This is a genomic window from Micromonospora sp. KLBMP9576 (genome assembly GCF_050941805.1).
Taxonomy (GTDB): Bacteria; Actinomycetota; Actinomycetes; order Mycobacteriales; family Micromonosporaceae; genus Micromonospora.
Map to the genome: position 1 here is coordinate 44,998 of NZ_CP194567.1, position 14,938 is coordinate 59,935.

Genomic DNA, 14,938 nt, shown 5'->3' on the forward strand with positions numbered 1-14,938 from the left:
GTGCTCACCCTGCACACCGCGCCGCTGCTGCGGACCGCGCCCGACGCACCGCCCACCGCCGGGGCCGCCGTCGCGGTCCGGGCCGACCGGATCGTCGCGGTCGGCCCGCTGGCCGAGCTGACCGGGGCGTACGCCGAGGCCCGCCTCCGCCGTTGGCCGGGCACGCTCGGGCCGGGGCTGGTGCACGACGGGCCGCTGCCGGCCGCCGACTTTCCCCGCGAGCGGGTGCACGCGCTGCTCCGGGTGGGGGTGACCACCGTGCTGGCCGCCCACGTGACAGATCCGGCGCTGCGGGCAGCCGTGGACCGGGGCGGCCTGCTGGTGCTGCCCGCCGCGGTGCCGGCGGCGCTGGTCGCCGGTGGTCGTGCCGACCTGGCCGTCCTCGACGCCGACGGCACCTGCCTGGTGACGGTCGTCGCCGGCCGGATCGCCCACCGCCGCGCCTGACGGTCCACCGGCGTGCCGGAACTGTCGCCGGTTCCGGCCGTCGACGCCCCCGCTCGACCGCACCGCTCGGCCGCCCACGCTCGACTGCCCAGCCGACGCGCCGCCGATGGCCGGCCGTGGGCCGCGATCCGGCGTACCTTGGGGATCATGTCTGTGCCGAGCGATCCCGATCCCCGACTCCAGTCGTACGCGGACCCGGGCCGGCTGGTCACCACCGAGTGGCTGGCCGCGCACCTGGGCGACGAGGGCCTCGTCGTGGTCGAGTGCGACGAGGACGTGCTGCTCTACGACACCGGCCACATCCCGGGCGCGGTGAAGGTCGACTGGCACACCGAGCTGAACGACCAGGTGAGTCGGGACTACCTCGACGCGAGGAGCTTCGCCGAGCTGTGCGCCGCCAAGGGCATCGGGCGGGGCGACACGGTCGTCTTCTACGGCGACAACTTCAACTGGTGGGCCGCGTACGCCCTGTGGGTGTTCTCGCTCTTCGGCCACCCCGACGTGCGGCTGCTCGACGGCGGGCGGCAGAAGTGGGTCGCCGAGGGCCGTGAGCTGACCCGCGACAAGCCGGTCCGGTCCCGCGCCGACTACCCCGTTCCCCAGCGTGACGACGCGCCGGTCCGGGCGTACCGGGAGCAGGTCATGGCGCACGTGGCGGCGGGCCGCCCGCTGGTCGACGTGCGGTCACCGGGCGAGTACACCGGCGAGATGCTGCACATGCCGGACTACCCGCAGGAGGGCGCGCTGCGCGGTGGGCACATCCCGGGCGCGGTCAGCAAGCCGTGGAAGTCAGCCGCCAACGACGACGGCACGTTCAAGTCGGCGGAGGAGCTGCGCGCGATCTACGCCGACCAGCTCGGGCTCGCCCCCGACGACGACATCGTTGCCTACTGCCGCATCGGCGAGCGGTCGAGTCACACCTGGTTCGTGCTGCGGCACCTGCTGGGCTACCCGCAGGTGCGCAACTACGACGGCTCGTGGACCGAGTGGGGCAACCTGGTCCGGGCCCCCGTCGTGAAGGGCGACCAGCCCGGCGGCCTGGCGGGCTGACGGCTCGTCACGTTCCCGGTAGCTCGGCGACCACCTGGAGACCGCCCCGCGGCCCCGGCCGGGTCAGCAGCGACCCGCCCGCCTCGGCGAGGCGCTCCGCCAGGCCCCGCAACCCGTTGCCGGCGGGCGCGTCCCGCCGGCCCGCCGCAGGGGCCGGGGGCGGACCGGCGCCGTCGTCCGTGATCTCCAGCCGGATCTGCGGCGGGGTGTGCGCCAGGACGATCTCGACATGGCTGGCCCCGCTGTGCCGGATGACGTTCGTCGTCGCCTCGCGTACCACCCAGCTGAGCACCGCCTCGGACTCCGGATCGAGCGGTGGACCGGCGAGCTGGACGTGCTGCGTCACCCCCGCTGCGGTCAGGGCCGACCGGGCCCGGTCCAGTTCCGTGGCCAGGTTGCTCTCGCGGTAGCCCGAGACGGCTTCCCGGATCTCGGTGAGGGCCTGGCGGCCGACGGTCTCGATGTCGGCCGCCTGGGCCGCCGCCTGCGCCGGGTTGCGCTCCATCAGCCGTCGGGTGGCCTCGGCCTTCACGACGATGACCGACATGCTGTGGCCGAGCAGGTCGTGCAGGTCGCGGGCGAAGCGCAACCGTTCCTGGTCCACCGCGGACCGGGCCAGCTCCTCCCGGGTACGGCGCAGCTCCGCCGTCGTCGCCGCGAGACCGAGGATCGCGGCCGTCACCACGCCGGAGACGAAGGTCCCGTACCCGTTGATCATCGCCGCCAGCGGGTCGTGGTCCCGCTCGCCGGAGATCACGCCGGCCGATCCACCGAGGACGACCAGCGCCATGATGAGGTGCTGGCCACGAAGTACGACACCGCACGCCAGGGCCAACGGCATGAACAACTGGATCCAACTGCCGCCGTAGCCCAGGGCGAGCGGGTAGGTGACGGCGGCCTGGGCGGCGAGCAGGCCCAGCGTGGTGTGGTTCGCGTGGCGGCGGGGGCCCAACGCCCGGAACGTCACCGCGACGTAGAGCGCGACGAAGGTCAGCAGGCCGGCACCGGCCAGCCAGGGCAGGGACACGTCGCCGCGGACGAGATCGGCGACGGCACCGACGGTCAGCATCAGCCACGGGAGGAACGCCTTCCCGCTGGTCAGCTCCGGCAGTTCGTCGGCGTCGACGTTCATGCTCGGCCACCGGAACGTTCGCATGTTCGGCCCTCTCCCGCCTCGTCGTGGTGGCACCGTCGGGCGACAGCCCTGATCGCGCACCGTCAGGCGCGGCGGCTGGCCCGACGGTACGCGTAGCCGGCGTACCCGCCGAACAGCGCCAGCCAGGCGGTCAGCACCAGCACCGTGTCGAAGCCCGGCACGACACCCTGGACGGTGTCCCAGCCCAACTCCCCGAGCCGGTGTGCCGGCGTCCACCGGGCGACGGTGGCCAGCCAGCCAGGAAACTCCGAGACCGGGAACCACAGGCCGCCGAGGAACGCGAGCGCCAGATTGGTCACCACGTTGGCCACGTTGGTGGTCTGGGCGGAGAAGGCGTAGCCGTTGGCGAGGCCGAGCATGGTGAAGGGCAGCGAACCGACCCACAGCAGCAGGATCAACGCCACCCACTGACCGAGCCCGAGCCGTACGCCGTTGACGACCGCCCCGGCGAGCAGCACCACCGTGATCGTCGGCAGGACTATCAGTGAACCGGTCGCGGCCCGCCCGACGACAGCCTGGGCCGGGGTCAGCGGGGTGACGCGCAGTTGCCGGAGCCAGCCCGCCGCCTTGTCCTCGGCGACCGCCGTGCCTCCCGTCAGCCCGGCGCTCAACGCACCGTACGCGGCGAGGCCGACCATCGCGGTGACCGCCCAGCCGGAGGCGTCGTCGGACTTGGGGCCGATGTTGGTGAACATCAGGTACATCAGCAGGGGCGTGCCGATGCCGAAGATGACGAAGCCGGGGTCGCGGAAGGTGCGGCGAAGTTCCAGCCTGGCGTACTGGTAGACCGGGGTGATCTGGCCGAGCATCAGGAACCTGCCTTCTGGGTCGGGGCGGTGGGGACGGCGGTGGGGGAGGTCAGGGCCAGGAAGGCGTCCTCCAGGCCGGCGGAGGTCACTTCGAGGCCCCGTACCGGCCCCTGTTGGGTCAGGGCGTGGACGGTCGCGTCGGAGTCGGCGGTCCGCAGGCGTACCCGGCCGTCGACGACCGTCACCGAGAGCACGCCCGGCAGCGACGCGAGGCCTTCGGGCGCCGGCTGGCCCTGGAGGTCGAAGGAGACCAGGCTGGCGCCGACGGCCTGCTTGATGTCGGCGCCGCTGCCGTCGGCGATGACCCGACCCCGGTCGATGACGACGACCCGGTCGGCGTTCTGGTCCGCCTCGTCGAGGTAGTGGGTGGAGAAGAGCACGGTCTTGCCCCGCTCGGTGAACGCGTGCATCGACTCCCAGAACGAGCGGCGGGCCGCCACGTCGAGCGCGGCGGTCGGCTCGTCGAGGACCAGCAGGTCCGGGTCGCCGACGAGGGCGACGGCGAAGTTGACCCGCTGCGCCTGACCGCCGGAGAGCCGGTCCACCCGTCGGTTGGCGAGCTCACCGAGCCCGGCGAGGCCCAGGGCCCCGTCGACCGGCATGGGCCTGGGGTACGTGCTGGCCACGAAGGTCACCAGTTCACGGACCGTTACCCGGGGGACGGGCTTGGTGTCCTGGAGCATCGCGCCGACCCGCCCGGCGCGGACCGCCCGCTGCGGCGCGTCCCCGAACAGCCGTACCTCGCCGGCGGTCGGCTCGTCGAGGCCCAGCAGCAGGCTGATCGACGTCGACTTGCCCGCACCGTTGCGGCCCAGCAGGGCCACCCGCTCGCCCGGCCCGATCGTCAGATCCAGCCCGGCGACCGCCTGCACGTCCCCGAACGTCCGGACCGCGCCGGCAAAGGTCACCGTCGGTGCCACCCCGTGTGTCTTCTTCATGCCGAGAACGCTATTGCGCTGCCCAGCGGACCTGTAGAAGAGAATGTCCGGACTCGGGCAGGACAAATGTCATTGCCGGCACCCGGGGGACCGACCGGCAGGGCGGCTCGTGCGGCGGCCCGTTCAGAGCCAGCCGCGTTCGTCGGCGAACCGGGCCGCCTCCGTACGGTTGCGGGCGCCGGTCTTGCCGATGGCCGAGGACAGGTAGTTGCGGACGGTGCTTTCCGACAGCCAGAGCCTCACCGCGATGTCCGCGACCGTCGCGCCGCCCTGCCCCGCCGTCAGCACCTCCCGCTCCCGGGCGGTCAGTGGGCTCGGTCCGGCGCTGAGTGCGGCAGCCGCCAGCGCGGGGTCCACCACCGACTCGCCGTCGAGCACCCGCCGGATCGACGCGGCCAACTGGTCGACCGGGCCGTCCTTCGACAGGAACCCGCGCGCCCCGACCTGCATCGCCCGGCGCAGGTAACCCGGCCGGCTGAACGTGGTGACGATGAGAACCTTGCAGTCGGGCAGCTCGGTGCGCAGCTCGTCGGCGGCGTCCAGCCCGCTACGACCGGGCAGTTCGATGTCCAGCACCGCCACGTCGGGCCGGATCTTCAGCGCGACCGGCACGATCTCGTTGCCTTCCGCCACCTGGGCCACGACCTGCATGTCCTCTTCGAGGTCCAGCAGGAGGGCGAGCGCCCCGCGCATCATCCCCTGATCCTCGGCCAGCAAGATCTTGATAGGTGCCGTAGCGCCGGCTCCGACCAGGGCATCCGTCATGGCGGCCACAGTACGGGGAGCGGACGGCCCCGGCGGCAGGCCGGGATGGTCAGCCGGCGGCGAGGGAGACCTCGCCGTACAGGTTCTTGACCACGCCGGTGACCTCGCCGGTCTCCGGCCGCCAGCGCAGCAGCCCGCCCGGGTCGTAGCGCAGCAGCACCGTTCCGTCCGGGTCCCAGCCGAGCACCTCGCAGCAGGACTTCCAGCGGCCCTGGCCCAGGTTGAGCAGGTGGGTCACCACGCCCGTGCCGGCGTTCAACAGCGCGACCCCCTCCAGGCCGCTGGTGGTGCCGATGGCGAGCCAGCCGGCCCGGGCCACCAGGTCGCCGCGCTGCCAGCCCCGCCCGTAGAACTCTTCGACCTGGTTGCCCGGTGGCAGCGCGCGGAAGTCGACCGGGCTGCTGCTGCGCTGTGTGACGCCGCCGGTCGACCGGATCCGTGTCACGTTCGCCGGCGTGCTGTCCAACTCGAACAGGGCGTCCGGCCGGGCGGCCGGCCGGGCGGCCGGGCCGGGAGCGACCACGTCCCAGGGCGACACCGGCAGCTTCCGGGCGGCACCCGTACCGGGCTCCACTTCGTACGTCGTGTCGTTGTCGCCGACGAGCAGCCGGTCGCCGGACCAGAGGACGTGCTCCAGGTAGCCCCTGAGCGGGTGGCGGCGCACGGCGGCGGTGGTCAGGTCGACCACGATCACCTCGTCGGTCTGGGCGAAGGCGGCCCTCCGCCCGTCCGGGGAGAGACTCCCGTTCTTCAGTGGCGGCGCCTCGTTGCCCTCCGCGTCGCGGGTCGGGGCGGGGGTGACCACGTCGAGGTCCCGGACGAGGCCGTCGTCGCCGAGCACCCGGATCCGCCCGTCGGCGGCGGTCTCCGGGTCCCTTGGCTGGTAGAGCGCCAGCGCCCTGCCGACCGGGCGGGCCGACAGGGTCGCGGCGACCGGGTCGCCGAGGCGACCCAGTGGGCCTCCGGGATAGGCCAGGTCGGCCGGGACCGTCTGCACGGGCACGGGGGTCGGGACCGCGCTTCGGCGCGGCGTCGCGGTGGTTGCCGGGCTCCGGTCCGGCGTCGCGGTGGTCGCCGGTGGCAGCGGGTCGACGGCGCGCAGGGCCAGCGCCGTACCACCGGTGAGCAGGGCGACCGCGAGCCCGGCGGCACCGGCGGCGCGGCGGGCGCGACGCACCCGGCGGGCCCGGTCCCAGCCGGCCGTCGCGGGGTGCGCCGGCCGGACGTCCTCGGCGACGACGGTGAGCAGCCGGTGCAGTTCCTCTTTCCTCACGGGTTCACCTCCATCCCGGTGACCAGGCCGTCGCCGGGCCGTCCCTCGTCGTGACCAAGCTCCGGCGCGACCTCGCGGAGCCGCCGTAGCGCCGCGTGGCACTGGCTCTTCACGGTGCCGACGGTGACGCCGAGCGCCTCGGCGGTGGCCACCTCGGTCAGGTCCTCGAAGTAGCGCAGCACCAGCACGGCGCGCTGCCGGGGCGGCAGGTGGTCGAGCGCGTCGCGCAGGGCGAGCCGCAGCGCGCCGTCCCCCTCGGCCGTCGCCCGTTCCGGCGGGTACGCGCTGAGCCACTCCCGGCGGCGTCGGCGCCACCAGGAGACGGCGTCGCGGTAGAGGATCGCCCGCACGTACGCGGCCGGATCGCCCTGCCGCACGGCGGGCCAGCGCAGGGCCAGTTTCAGCAGCGCCTCCTGGAGCAGGTCCTCGGCCTGGTGCCGGTTGCCGCAGACCAGGTAGGCCGCGCGCAGCAGCCGGTGCTGGTGGCATTCGACGAAGGTGACGTAACCGTCCCGTCCGTCGTCGGTCGTCGGCGGTCCCATCCGCCCTCCCTCCGGCCGGCCGTCGCGCATACCGCGTCACCAGGCAGACGCACGGGGACCCGGGAAAGGTTGGGTGCCGTGCGTCGGTCGGTCAGGCGTCGGGCGCGCCGCGCAGGTAGCGCTGGACGGTCGGCGCGACCCAGGCGACCAGTTCGGCCGGGTCGGCGTCGACCACCGGGGGCAACCGGAGCACGTACCGGGTCAGTGCCAGGCCGAGGATCTGGCTCGCGACCAGCCCGGCGCGCCGGGGGGCCGCCGCCGGGGCCGGTACGACCCGGGCCACCGCCGTGGTGAGCTGGTCGGCGAAGATGCCCCGCATCCGCTCGGCCGCCGCCGGGTTGGTGGCGGCCGTACGCAGCAGCGCGGCCATCGTCCCGTCGCTCTCCCAGCGGTCGATGAAGTGTCGGACCAGCACTTCGCCGAGCCGTTCGGGCGGCACCTCGGTGAGGTCGGGCAGCCGCAGGTCGAACTCGGCCGCCGCCGTGAAGAGCCCCTCCTTGCTGCCGTAGTAGCGCATCACCATCGACGGGTCGATCCGGGCGTCCGCCGCGATGGCCCGGATGGTCGCGCGGTCGTAGCCGTCGGCGGCGAAGCGTTCCCGGGCAGCGCGGAGGATCGCCGCCCGGGTCGCGTCGGAACGGCGGCTACGGGTCGGCGCGGCATCGGTCACATCCATCACCGTATGCCAACACCTGTTGACACTCCACCGTGGTGCGGCCTAGCGTTGCCAACACTTGTTGGCATTGATGGACATGGAGGCCGGCCATGCTGCCCACGAGCACGGACGTACTGGTGGTGGGGGCCGGCCCGACCGGTCTGACCGTCGCGCTGGCCCTGGGCGGGCGGGGGGTCCGGGTGGCCGTGGTCGACCGGCTGGACCGGCCGCTGACGACCTCTCGGGCGGCGGTCGTGCACGCGTACACCCTGGAGATGCTCGACCGCATCGGCGCCGGCGCCCCGCTGGTGGCCCGAGGGCTGCGGTCGCGGGGGTTCACCGTCCGCGACCGCGACCGGGCGCTGCTCGCCGTGCCGTTCGACTCGCTGCCGTCCCGGCACGCCTACGCGCTGATGATCTCCCAGTCGGTCACCGAGGAGGTGCTCGCCGGGCAGCTCGCCGCGCTCGGCGTGCCGGTGCTGCGACCGTACGAGATGGTGGGGCTGACCCAGGACGCGACCGGCGTCGTTGCCACCTTCGCGGACGGCGCGACGGTCCGCGCCCGCTACCTGGTCGGCGCGGACGGGATGCACAGCGCGGTGCGGGAACGGGCCGGGATCGGCTTCTCCGGGCCGGCGGGCGGCGAGTCGTTCGCCCTCGCCGACGTGCGCGTGGAGAGCGCGCTGCCCCGCGACCGGGTCTCCTTCTTCCTGGCCCGCTCCGGGCCGCTGGTCTGGGCGCCGCTGCCCGACGGGATCGTCCGGCTGGTCGCCGCCGTACCCGAGGCGCCCGTCACTCCCGACCGCGCCTACTTCCAGGCGCTCCTCGACGAGCGCGGGCCGGTCCGTCGCCCCGACCGGTTGGTCGAGGTGCTCTGGGGCTCCCGGTTCCGGATCCACCACCGGGTCGCCGACACCTTCCGCAGCGGGCGGGTGCTGCTCGCCGGAGACGCCGGGCACGTGCACAGTCCCGCCGGCGGCCAGGGAATGAACCTGGGCATCGTGGACGCGGTCGACGTCGGCGACACCCTCGCCGACGTCCTGGCGGGTGCCCCGGAAGGACTGCTCGACGGGTACGCGGCCCGCCGCCGGCCGATGGCCGAGGAGGTGGTCGCCTTCGCCGCCCGGCTGACCCGGCTCGCCACCCTGCCCCCGGCCGCCCGGGCGCCCCGCAACCTGCTGATCCGTCTGGCCAACGCCGTCCCACCGGCCCGACATGGCCTCGCGATGCGGCTCTCCGGCCTCAACCGTCGCGAGGGGAACGCAGGGGCGTCGTCCTGACTTCTGCCGTGGCGGTGGCCGACGGTTCGGCGGTGCCGGTCGGTGGCCCGGCAGCCGCCAGCCCCCGCCACGACGTGAGGGCGACCAGCACGAAGACACCGGCCACCGCCACCGCCACCGGCGCCACCCCGTACGCCGCGCCGGCCAGGCCGGCGAGGGCCGCGCCGATCGGCGCGGTGAGCAGGCCGGCCATCCGCTGGGCGGCACCCACCCGGCCGAGCAGGGCGGCCGGGACGTGGCGCTGCCCGTACGAGGCCCAGAGGCCGTTCCACACCGTGGTGCCGGCGGCGAACACCGCCAGCGCCAGCCCACCGGGCACCGGGTGCCGGGCCAGCGCCAGCCCGGTCAGCGCGACGGCCTGGCCCGCGAGGACGAGACGGAGCGTGGGGACCGTGCCGAGCCGGGCGGCCAGCCGGCCCGCCCACAACCCGCCGGCGAGCCCGCCGAGGACCGCCGCCGCGGCGAACAGCCCGTACCCGGCCGGCGGCACCCGCAGCACGTCGAGCGCGTAGAGCACCAGCACCGCCATCAGGCCGCTGATCGCGAGGTTGCTCCCGGCGGTCGCCACGGTCAGCCGCCACAGCGTCGCGTCCCCGCGTACCCACCGCACCCCCTCGACCCCCTCCCGCCACACCGCTCGCGCCCGCCCGCGCCCCCTCCGCGCGGCACGCCCCCGGCCATCCTTCGCGATCTTGCAGTTGTGGCCCCCACTCCGGGGCTTTTCGCCGGATTCGTTCGGGCACAAAGTGCAAGATCGCGGGGAGCTGGGGAGAGGGCGGGGGTGGGGGTGGAGGGCGAGGGTCAGGAGGGCGGCGGCGGCGAAGGTGAGGGCGTCCACGGCGAACGGCAGGGGCGCGGCGAGGGCGAAGAGCACGCCGGCCGCGGGGGCGCCGAGGAATCCACCCGCGACTGCCGAGCCGGCCTGTAGGCGGCCGTTCGCCCGGGTCAACGCGGCCGGGGGCACCACCGCCGGCAGCATCGCGAACGAGGCGGCGTCGAAGAGGGTGCCGAGCGCGGCGAGCAGGAACGCCACCGCCACCAGCGCGGCGACGCCGGCCCGGTCCAGGGCCACCGCGAGGGCGAGCCCACCGACCACGGCGGCGCGCAGCCCGTCCACCACCGCCATCGTCCGGCGGCGGTCCCAGCGGTCCGCGTACACGCCGCCGAGCAGGCCGAACAGCAGCGGCGGGAGCTGCCCGGCCACTGTCACCGCCGCGATCACCCGGGGGTCGCGCGTCAGCGTCGCGGCCAGCAGCGCCAGGGCGGGCGTACGCAGAGCGTCGCCGAACCGCGACGACACGGCGGCGGACCAGAGCAGCCGGTAGTCGCGGCCCAGCGGAGGTGCGGTCATGCCGACGACCCTGGTGGCTCTACCGGGTCGAGGGTCAAGGCGGCCCGCCCCGCCCGCCGCGAGATGAGCCGACCGGCGGGTAACCGAGGGCCCCCGGCGGGTCGGTCGAGGTCTACGCTTGCCCGGTGAGGGTGGAACAGCAGGCTAGGGGCAGGGCGGGCGGTGTCGCGGCGTCGGGTCGGCGCCGGTCCCGTAAGGACGAGATCCTGGAGATCGCGGTCGGTCTCTTCGCCTCCCGGGGCTACCACGGCGTCTCGATGGACGACATCGGCGCGGCCGCCGGGGTCACCGGCCCGGCGCTCTACCACCACTTCGCCGGCAAGGAGGCCATGCTGGTCGCGGCGCTGATCCCGGTCAGCGAGGAGCTGCTCACGGGTGGCCAGGAGCGGTCCACCGGTCATCCCGACGACCCGCGCGGGGTGCTGGAGTCGCTGATCGACTTCCACGTCGAGTTCGCGCTGGCCAACCCGGCGGTGATCGCCCTGCACCTGCACGAGCTGGATCGGCTCCCCGACGAGCCCCGACGCCGGATCCGCCGGCTCCAGCGGCTCTACGTCGAGCAGTGGGTGACCGTGCTGACCACGTTGCACCCGGGCATGCCCGACGGTGAGGCGCGGGTACTGGCCCACGCCGCCTTCGGCCTGATGAACTCGACGCCGTTCCTCGGCGGCGAGGTGGACCGGCACCGGCGGGCCGAGTTGCTGCGCGCCGCCACCCTGGCCGCCCTCCTGGCCCACCCCGGTTCCTGATCCGGCTCCGGGCGGCGGCCCGTCCCGTGACCCCGCCGACTCGTCAGTAACCTTCCGACCGTGGTTCTCTGGCACCCGTCCAGACCCCGGACGCTGGGAGGAAACATGATCGAGTCGCTGTTGGTCGCCAACCGGGGCGAGATCGCCCGCCGGATCATCCGTACCGCCAGGCGGCTCGGCATCCGCGCGATCGCGGTGCACTCCGAGGTCGACGCCGGCCTGCCGTTCGTGCTGGAGGCCGACGAGGCGGTCTGCGTGGGTCCGGCCAACCCGGCCCAGAGCTACCGCAACGCCGAGGCCGTTCTCGACGCCGCCCGGTCGACAGGTGCGCAGGCCATCCACCCCGGTTACGGCTTCCTGTCGGAGAACGCCGGCTTCGCCCGTACCGTCGAGGCGGGCGGGCTGGTCTGGGTCGGGCCCGGCGCGGACGCGATCACCGCGATGGGCGACAAGATCAACGCCCGGAACCTGATGGCGAAGGCCGGGGTGCCGGTGGCGCCCGGCACCACCGAGCCGGCGGCCGACCTCGACGCGGCGGTCGCGGCGGCGGCGGAGATCGGCTACCCGGTGATGGTCAAGGCCGCGGCCGGCGGCGGTGGCATGGGCATGGGCGTCGCCACCGACGAGGCCGGGCTGCGTAGCGAGTACGACAAGGTGCGCTCCTTCGCCGAGCGGATGTTCGGCGACGGCTCGGTGCTGATCGAGCGGTACTTTCCCCGGGTGCGCCACGTCGAGGTGCAGATCCTCGGCCTGGCCGACGGGCGGGTGGTGGCCCTCGGTGAGCGGGAGTGCTCGGTGCAGCGCCGTAACCAGAAGCTGGTCGAGGAGTCCCCGTCGCCGGCGGTCTCCCCGGAGTTGCGCGAGCGCTTCCTGGCGGCGGCCGTGCGGGCCGGCGAGGCGGTGAACTACCGCAACGCGGGCACTGTCGAGTGTCTGCTTGACCCCGCCACGCAGGAGTTCTTCTTCCTGGAGATGAACACGCGGCTCCAGGTGGAGCACCCGGTCACCGAGCTGGTCTACGGCGTCGACCTGGTCGAGGAGCAGTTGCGGGTGGCGTCGGGACTGGCGCCGACCTTCGACCCGGACGCGCTCGCCCCGCGTGGGCACGCCATCGAGCTGCGGATCAACGCCGAGGACCCGAAGCGCTTCCTGCCCGGGCCCGGTGTCATCAGGACCTGGGTGGAGCCGGCGGGTGCGGGCGTCCGGGTGGACTCGGGCTACGTCGAGGGCAACACCGTCACCCCGTTCTACGACAGCCTGATGGCCAAGCTCATCGTCAGCGGCGCGACCCGGGCCGAGGCGATCGAGCGGGCCCGCGCGGCGGTGGCGGGTTTCGAGATCGCGGGCCCGAAGTGCAACCTCCCGTTCTTCGCGGAGCTGCTGGAGAACGAGGAGTTCCTCTCCGGCGACTACGACACCGGCATCGTCGGCCGGATGCGCTGACCGGCGCGGGCCAGCGCGCGAGCGGGTCTGCTCAGCGGTAGACCTTCTCGCGGCGCTCGTCGACCCAGAAGTCGCGCCCCCGCTCGGCGGCGAGGATGACGAACGTGAGGATCGCACCCGAGGCGTACACGTACGCGCCCGGCCCCGCGTCAAGGTCCTCGTCGGGGGCCATCGCGAGCAGCGACGCTCCTGCGGCCGAGAGCAGCATGAGCCAGCCGACGATGCGCCCGAAGCGCTCCTGTGCGGGGCTCCCGGCCCGTTCGCCGGCCACGACGAGGAGGATCAGGGCCGTGACCGCGACGACGAGGAGACCGATGAAGACCACGGCGAAGAACGCGTCCTCCCTGCCGGCCGTGAAGCCGATGGTCAGCATGCTCTCGTCGTACTGCTCGAAGGCCAGGTAGGGAAGGAACAGGCCGACGATGACCAGGCCAGCGGCAGCCAGCGAGGCCAGGTGCAGCACGGTTGTTTCGAGCCGAGCGACGCGATGGCGTGTTTGTCGCAGCTCGTGCCGCAGGTCGTCGTGCTCGGTAGCGTCCACGGCGGGCAGGCTAGCAGCGTCGCCGCGCCCCTGGGTCCCGTGACGCATCGGGATGCACCCCTCGTTGCCGGGGTTCACGCCGCTGCTGGCGAGCCGGGCCGGCGCCCTGGCGGTCGATGCCGGCAGTCTGGTTCCCTGGGGGGACCACCGGTCGGCCGGCGCCCCCCGCTGGCGCTCCACGAGGGCCGCGCAGCGTGGTCGGCATTTCCGACGATCCCACGTCACAGTGAGGTGACCATGAGTCAACTGCCAGCCGAGGTGTCGATCCGTGAGGTCGGGCCGCGCGACGGGCTCCAGAACGAGGACCCGATCCCGACCGAGGCCAAGGTGCGGCTGCTCGACGCCCTCTCCGGCACCGGGGTGCGGCGGATCGAGGCCGTCTCGTTCGTGCACCCGAAGGCGATCCCGCAGATGGCCGACGCCGACGAGGTGTGGCAGCGGGCCGTGAAGGCCGACGGGGTGCGCTACTCGGCGCTGGTGCCGAACACCCGGGGCGCGCAGCGGGCCCTGGCCGCCGGCTTCACCGAGATCGAGGTGGTGGTCTCGGCCAGCGACACGCACAACCGGCGCAACGTGAACCGCTCCACGGACGAGTCGCTTGACGACATCGCCGAGCTGATCGACCTGCTGCACGGTGCCGGCGCGCAGGCCGAGGTGATCGTGGCGACCAGCTTCGGCTGCCCCTACGAGGGGGACACCGACCCGGCCCGGGTGGCCGGCATCGTGGACCGGGTGGTCCGCGACGGCGCCGACCGGGTGGCCTTCGGCGACACCACCGGCATGGGCACTCCGCGTCGGGTCCGGGAACTGCTGACCGCGGTACGCGACCGCAACGCGCACGTGCCCGTGCTGCTGCACTTCCACAACACCCGGGGCACCGCGCTGGCCAACATGCTGACGGCGCTGGAGTTGGGGGTGACCGAGTTCGACGCCAGCGTCGGCGGTCTCGGCGGCTGCCCGTACGCGCCGGGGGCCAGCGGAAACCTGGCCACCGAGGAGGCGGTGCACATGCTGCACGACATGGGCGTCGACACCGGCATCGACCTGGCGGCCCTGATCGAGGCGGCCGAGCTGGCCGAGGAGCTGGTCGGCAAGCGGCTCCCGTCCGGGGTGCTGCGCGCGGGGCCGCGTACCCGGCTGACGCCGCTGCCGGGCTGACCGCGTGCGGGGAGGGGCCGGCGTCGTGCCGGCCCCTCCCACGTGTCCGGTCGGTCAGCCCACCGTGGTGAGCATGCTCGGCCAGCTGTCGCGGAAGATTTCGGAGCTGGCGCGGTCCGTGCTGCGGGTGCCGGCGAAGAGGTTTGTCACCCGGTTCGCCTCGGTGGTGCTCGGGTACGGGTTGGTGCAGCTGGTGCCGGCGCTGCCGCCGGACATCAGCAGTGAGCAGTTGCCGTTGTAGTTGTCGGGCAGGCCGAGGATATGCCCGATCTCGTGGGTCATGATCCGCAGCGGGCTGTACTGCTGGGCCTGCTGGGTGTCGATGTAGACCCGGCCGTTGCCGAGGCTGGTCCGGACGGCGTACGAGCCGCCGCCGTTGATCTGGTAGATCCGCAGGTTGGAGCCGCAGTTCGCCGAGAGCGTCAGGTTCGACGTGGCGTTGTTCCAGATCGAGGCGGCCTGGTTGGCGGTGCCGGCGTAGCTTCCCGCCTGGCTGGTGTTGTAGCAGATGGTCATGGCGGCGGAGGCGGGCGCCGGGTTGGCGACGGTTACGCCGAGGGTGGCGAGCGCCGTCGCGACGAACGCGACCGCGAGCCGGTTGAGCCGTGAGGTCATCGCTGACTCCAATCCGGAAGGGAGCGGGTGTCAGGAGCGTAGCCACATCGATTCATGATTTTCAATGTCTGCGGGAGGGGTCGTGACCCGGTTGCGGCCCGGCCCGCACCGGAGTCGCCGCCCGCGGCGCGGATGCGCTAGCCTAACGATCGTTCAGGTCGTACGG

The 14,938-nt window shown here is 73.7% G+C and carries 16 protein-coding genes; 6 read left to right on the forward strand and 10 right to left on the reverse strand.

Translation table 11 applies throughout. From position 1 onward, the window contains the following. Together ACQ452_RS00200 and ACQ452_RS00205 are read left to right on the forward strand one after the other, a co-directional pair. Complete coding sequence (locus ACQ452_RS00200) at nt 1-447, forward strand: imidazolonepropionase-like domain-containing protein (protein ID WP_433388970.1); 447 nt, start codon at nt 1-3, stop codon at nt 445-447. A 147-nt stretch (nt 448-594) separates the two neighbouring features. Further along, nucleotides 595-1,497, forward strand: coding sequence for a sulfurtransferase (locus ACQ452_RS00205; RefSeq protein WP_433388972.1), 903 nt, complete (start codon nt 595-597; stop codon nt 1,495-1,497). 7 nt (nt 1,498-1,504) lie between these two features. Here ACQ452_RS00205 and ACQ452_RS00210 read toward each other — a convergent pair whose 3' ends face one another. From ACQ452_RS00210 to ACQ452_RS00240, 7 genes are all read right to left on the reverse strand, one after another. Then, a complete protein-coding gene (locus ACQ452_RS00210) occupies nt 1,505-2,653 on the reverse strand; it encodes a sensor histidine kinase (RefSeq protein ID WP_433388974.1) in 1,149 nt (382 codons plus the stop codon). Nucleotides 2,654-2,715: 62 nt separating this feature from the next. Continuing rightward, on the reverse strand, nt 2,716-3,462 hold the full coding sequence (locus tag ACQ452_RS00215) for an ABC transporter permease (RefSeq protein WP_433388976.1): 747 nt from the start codon (nt 3,460-3,462) through the stop codon (nt 2,716-2,718). Next, on the reverse strand, nt 3,462-4,400 hold the full coding sequence (locus ACQ452_RS00220) for an ABC transporter ATP-binding protein (RefSeq protein ID WP_433388977.1): 939 nt from the start codon (nt 4,398-4,400) through the stop codon (nt 3,462-3,464). Before ACQ452_RS00220 ends, ACQ452_RS00215 begins: the two co-directional genes overlap by 1 nt. Nucleotides 4,401-4,523: 123 nt before the next feature. Then, nucleotides 4,524-5,165, reverse strand: a complete 642-nt coding sequence (locus tag ACQ452_RS00225; RefSeq protein WP_433388978.1) for a response regulator transcription factor — start codon at nt 5,163-5,165, stop codon at nt 4,524-4,526. A gap of 49 nt (nt 5,166-5,214) precedes the next feature. Further along, on the reverse strand, nt 5,215-6,438 hold the full coding sequence (locus ACQ452_RS00230) for a hypothetical protein (protein ID WP_433388979.1): 1,224 nt from the start codon (nt 6,436-6,438) through the stop codon (nt 5,215-5,217). Beyond that, nucleotides 6,435-6,980 carry a SigE family RNA polymerase sigma factor gene (locus tag ACQ452_RS00235; protein WP_433388980.1) on the reverse strand — a complete coding sequence of 182 codons (546 nt, stop codon included), beginning with the start codon at nt 6,978-6,980 and terminating at the stop codon, nt 6,435-6,437. The genes ACQ452_RS00230 and ACQ452_RS00235 overlap by 4 nt, the downstream gene beginning before the upstream one ends. A gap of 91 nt (nt 6,981-7,071) precedes the next feature. Then, nucleotides 7,072-7,656: a TetR family transcriptional regulator gene (locus ACQ452_RS00240; protein ID WP_433388982.1), complete on the reverse strand. Its 585-nt coding sequence runs from the start codon at nt 7,654-7,656 to the stop codon at nt 7,072-7,074. An 89-nt stretch (nt 7,657-7,745) separates the two neighbouring features. Here ACQ452_RS00240 and ACQ452_RS00245 point away from each other — a divergent pair, with 89 nt between their 5' ends. Further along, entirely contained in the window at nt 7,746-8,915 is a 1,170-nt protein-coding gene (locus tag ACQ452_RS00245; protein WP_433388983.1) for an FAD-dependent oxidoreductase, read from the forward strand. Here ACQ452_RS00245 and ACQ452_RS00250 read toward each other — a convergent pair. Then, nucleotides 8,878-10,266, reverse strand: coding sequence for an MFS transporter (locus ACQ452_RS00250; RefSeq protein ID WP_433388985.1), 1,389 nt, complete (start codon nt 10,264-10,266; stop codon nt 8,878-8,880). The genes ACQ452_RS00245 and ACQ452_RS00250 overlap by 38 nt on opposite strands. A 125-nt stretch (nt 10,267-10,391) precedes the next feature. Between ACQ452_RS00250 and ACQ452_RS00255 the strand changes: the two genes are divergently transcribed. Further along, complete coding sequence (locus tag ACQ452_RS00255) at nt 10,392-11,015, forward strand: TetR/AcrR family transcriptional regulator (RefSeq protein WP_433388987.1); 624 nt, start codon at nt 10,392-10,394, stop codon at nt 11,013-11,015. Between the two features lie 105 nt (nt 11,016-11,120). Continuing rightward, nucleotides 11,121-12,458, forward strand: coding sequence for an acetyl-CoA carboxylase biotin carboxylase subunit (locus ACQ452_RS00260; protein WP_433388988.1), 1,338 nt, complete (start codon nt 11,121-11,123; stop codon nt 12,456-12,458). 31 nt (nt 12,459-12,489) lie between these two features. On the opposite strand, the gene ACQ452_RS00265 is transcribed toward ACQ452_RS00260, so the two are convergent. Then, nucleotides 12,490-12,999: a hypothetical protein gene (locus tag ACQ452_RS00265; protein WP_433388990.1), complete on the reverse strand. Its 510-nt coding sequence runs from the start codon at nt 12,997-12,999 to the stop codon at nt 12,490-12,492. A gap of 246 nt (nt 13,000-13,245) precedes the next feature. On the opposite strand from ACQ452_RS00265, the gene ACQ452_RS00270 reads away from it, so the two are divergent. Then, nucleotides 13,246-14,157 carry a hydroxymethylglutaryl-CoA lyase gene (locus ACQ452_RS00270; RefSeq protein ID WP_433394487.1) on the forward strand — a complete coding sequence of 304 codons (912 nt, stop codon included), beginning with the start codon at nt 13,246-13,248 and terminating at the stop codon, nt 14,155-14,157. Between the two features lie 54 nt (nt 14,158-14,211). On the opposite strand, the gene ACQ452_RS00275 is transcribed toward ACQ452_RS00270, so the two are convergent. Further along, complete coding sequence (locus ACQ452_RS00275) at nt 14,212-14,772, reverse strand: snapalysin family zinc-dependent metalloprotease (RefSeq protein ID WP_433388992.1); 561 nt, start codon at nt 14,770-14,772, stop codon at nt 14,212-14,214. Between the last annotated feature and the right edge of the window lie 166 nt (nt 14,773-14,938).

Excerpts from the sequence above, each read along its gene's own strand:
- ACQ452_RS00260 (WP_433388988.1), top strand. The coding sequence starts at position 11,121 with ATGATCGAGTCGCTGTTGGTCGCCAACCGGGGCGAGATCGCCCGCCGG.
- ACQ452_RS00210 (WP_433388974.1), bottom strand. The coding sequence starts at position 2,653 with ATGCGAACGTTCCGGTGGCCGAGCATGAACGTCGACGCCGACGAACTG.
- ACQ452_RS00235 (WP_433388980.1), bottom strand. The coding sequence starts at position 6,980 with ATGGGACCGCCGACGACCGACGACGGACGGGACGGTTACGTCACCTTC.
- ACQ452_RS00205 (WP_433388972.1), top strand. The coding sequence starts at position 595 with ATGTCTGTGCCGAGCGATCCCGATCCCCGACTCCAGTCGTACGCGGAC.
- ACQ452_RS00225 (WP_433388978.1), bottom strand. The coding sequence starts at position 5,165 with ATGACGGATGCCCTGGTCGGAGCCGGCGCTACGGCACCTATCAAGATC.
- ACQ452_RS00250 (WP_433388985.1), bottom strand. The coding sequence starts at position 10,266 with ATGACCGCACCTCCGCTGGGCCGCGACTACCGGCTGCTCTGGTCCGCC.
- ACQ452_RS00275 (WP_433388992.1), bottom strand. The coding sequence starts at position 14,772 with ATGACCTCACGGCTCAACCGGCTCGCGGTCGCGTTCGTCGCGACGGCG.
- ACQ452_RS00215 (WP_433388976.1), bottom strand. The coding sequence starts at position 3,462 with ATGCTCGGCCAGATCACCCCGGTCTACCAGTACGCCAGGCTGGAACTT.
- ACQ452_RS00245 (WP_433388983.1), top strand. The coding sequence starts at position 7,746 with ATGCTGCCCACGAGCACGGACGTACTGGTGGTGGGGGCCGGCCCGACC.
- ACQ452_RS00240 (WP_433388982.1), bottom strand. The coding sequence starts at position 7,656 with ATGGATGTGACCGATGCCGCGCCGACCCGTAGCCGCCGTTCCGACGCG.
- ACQ452_RS00220 (WP_433388977.1), bottom strand. The coding sequence starts at position 4,400 with ATGAAGAAGACACACGGGGTGGCACCGACGGTGACCTTTGCCGGCGCG.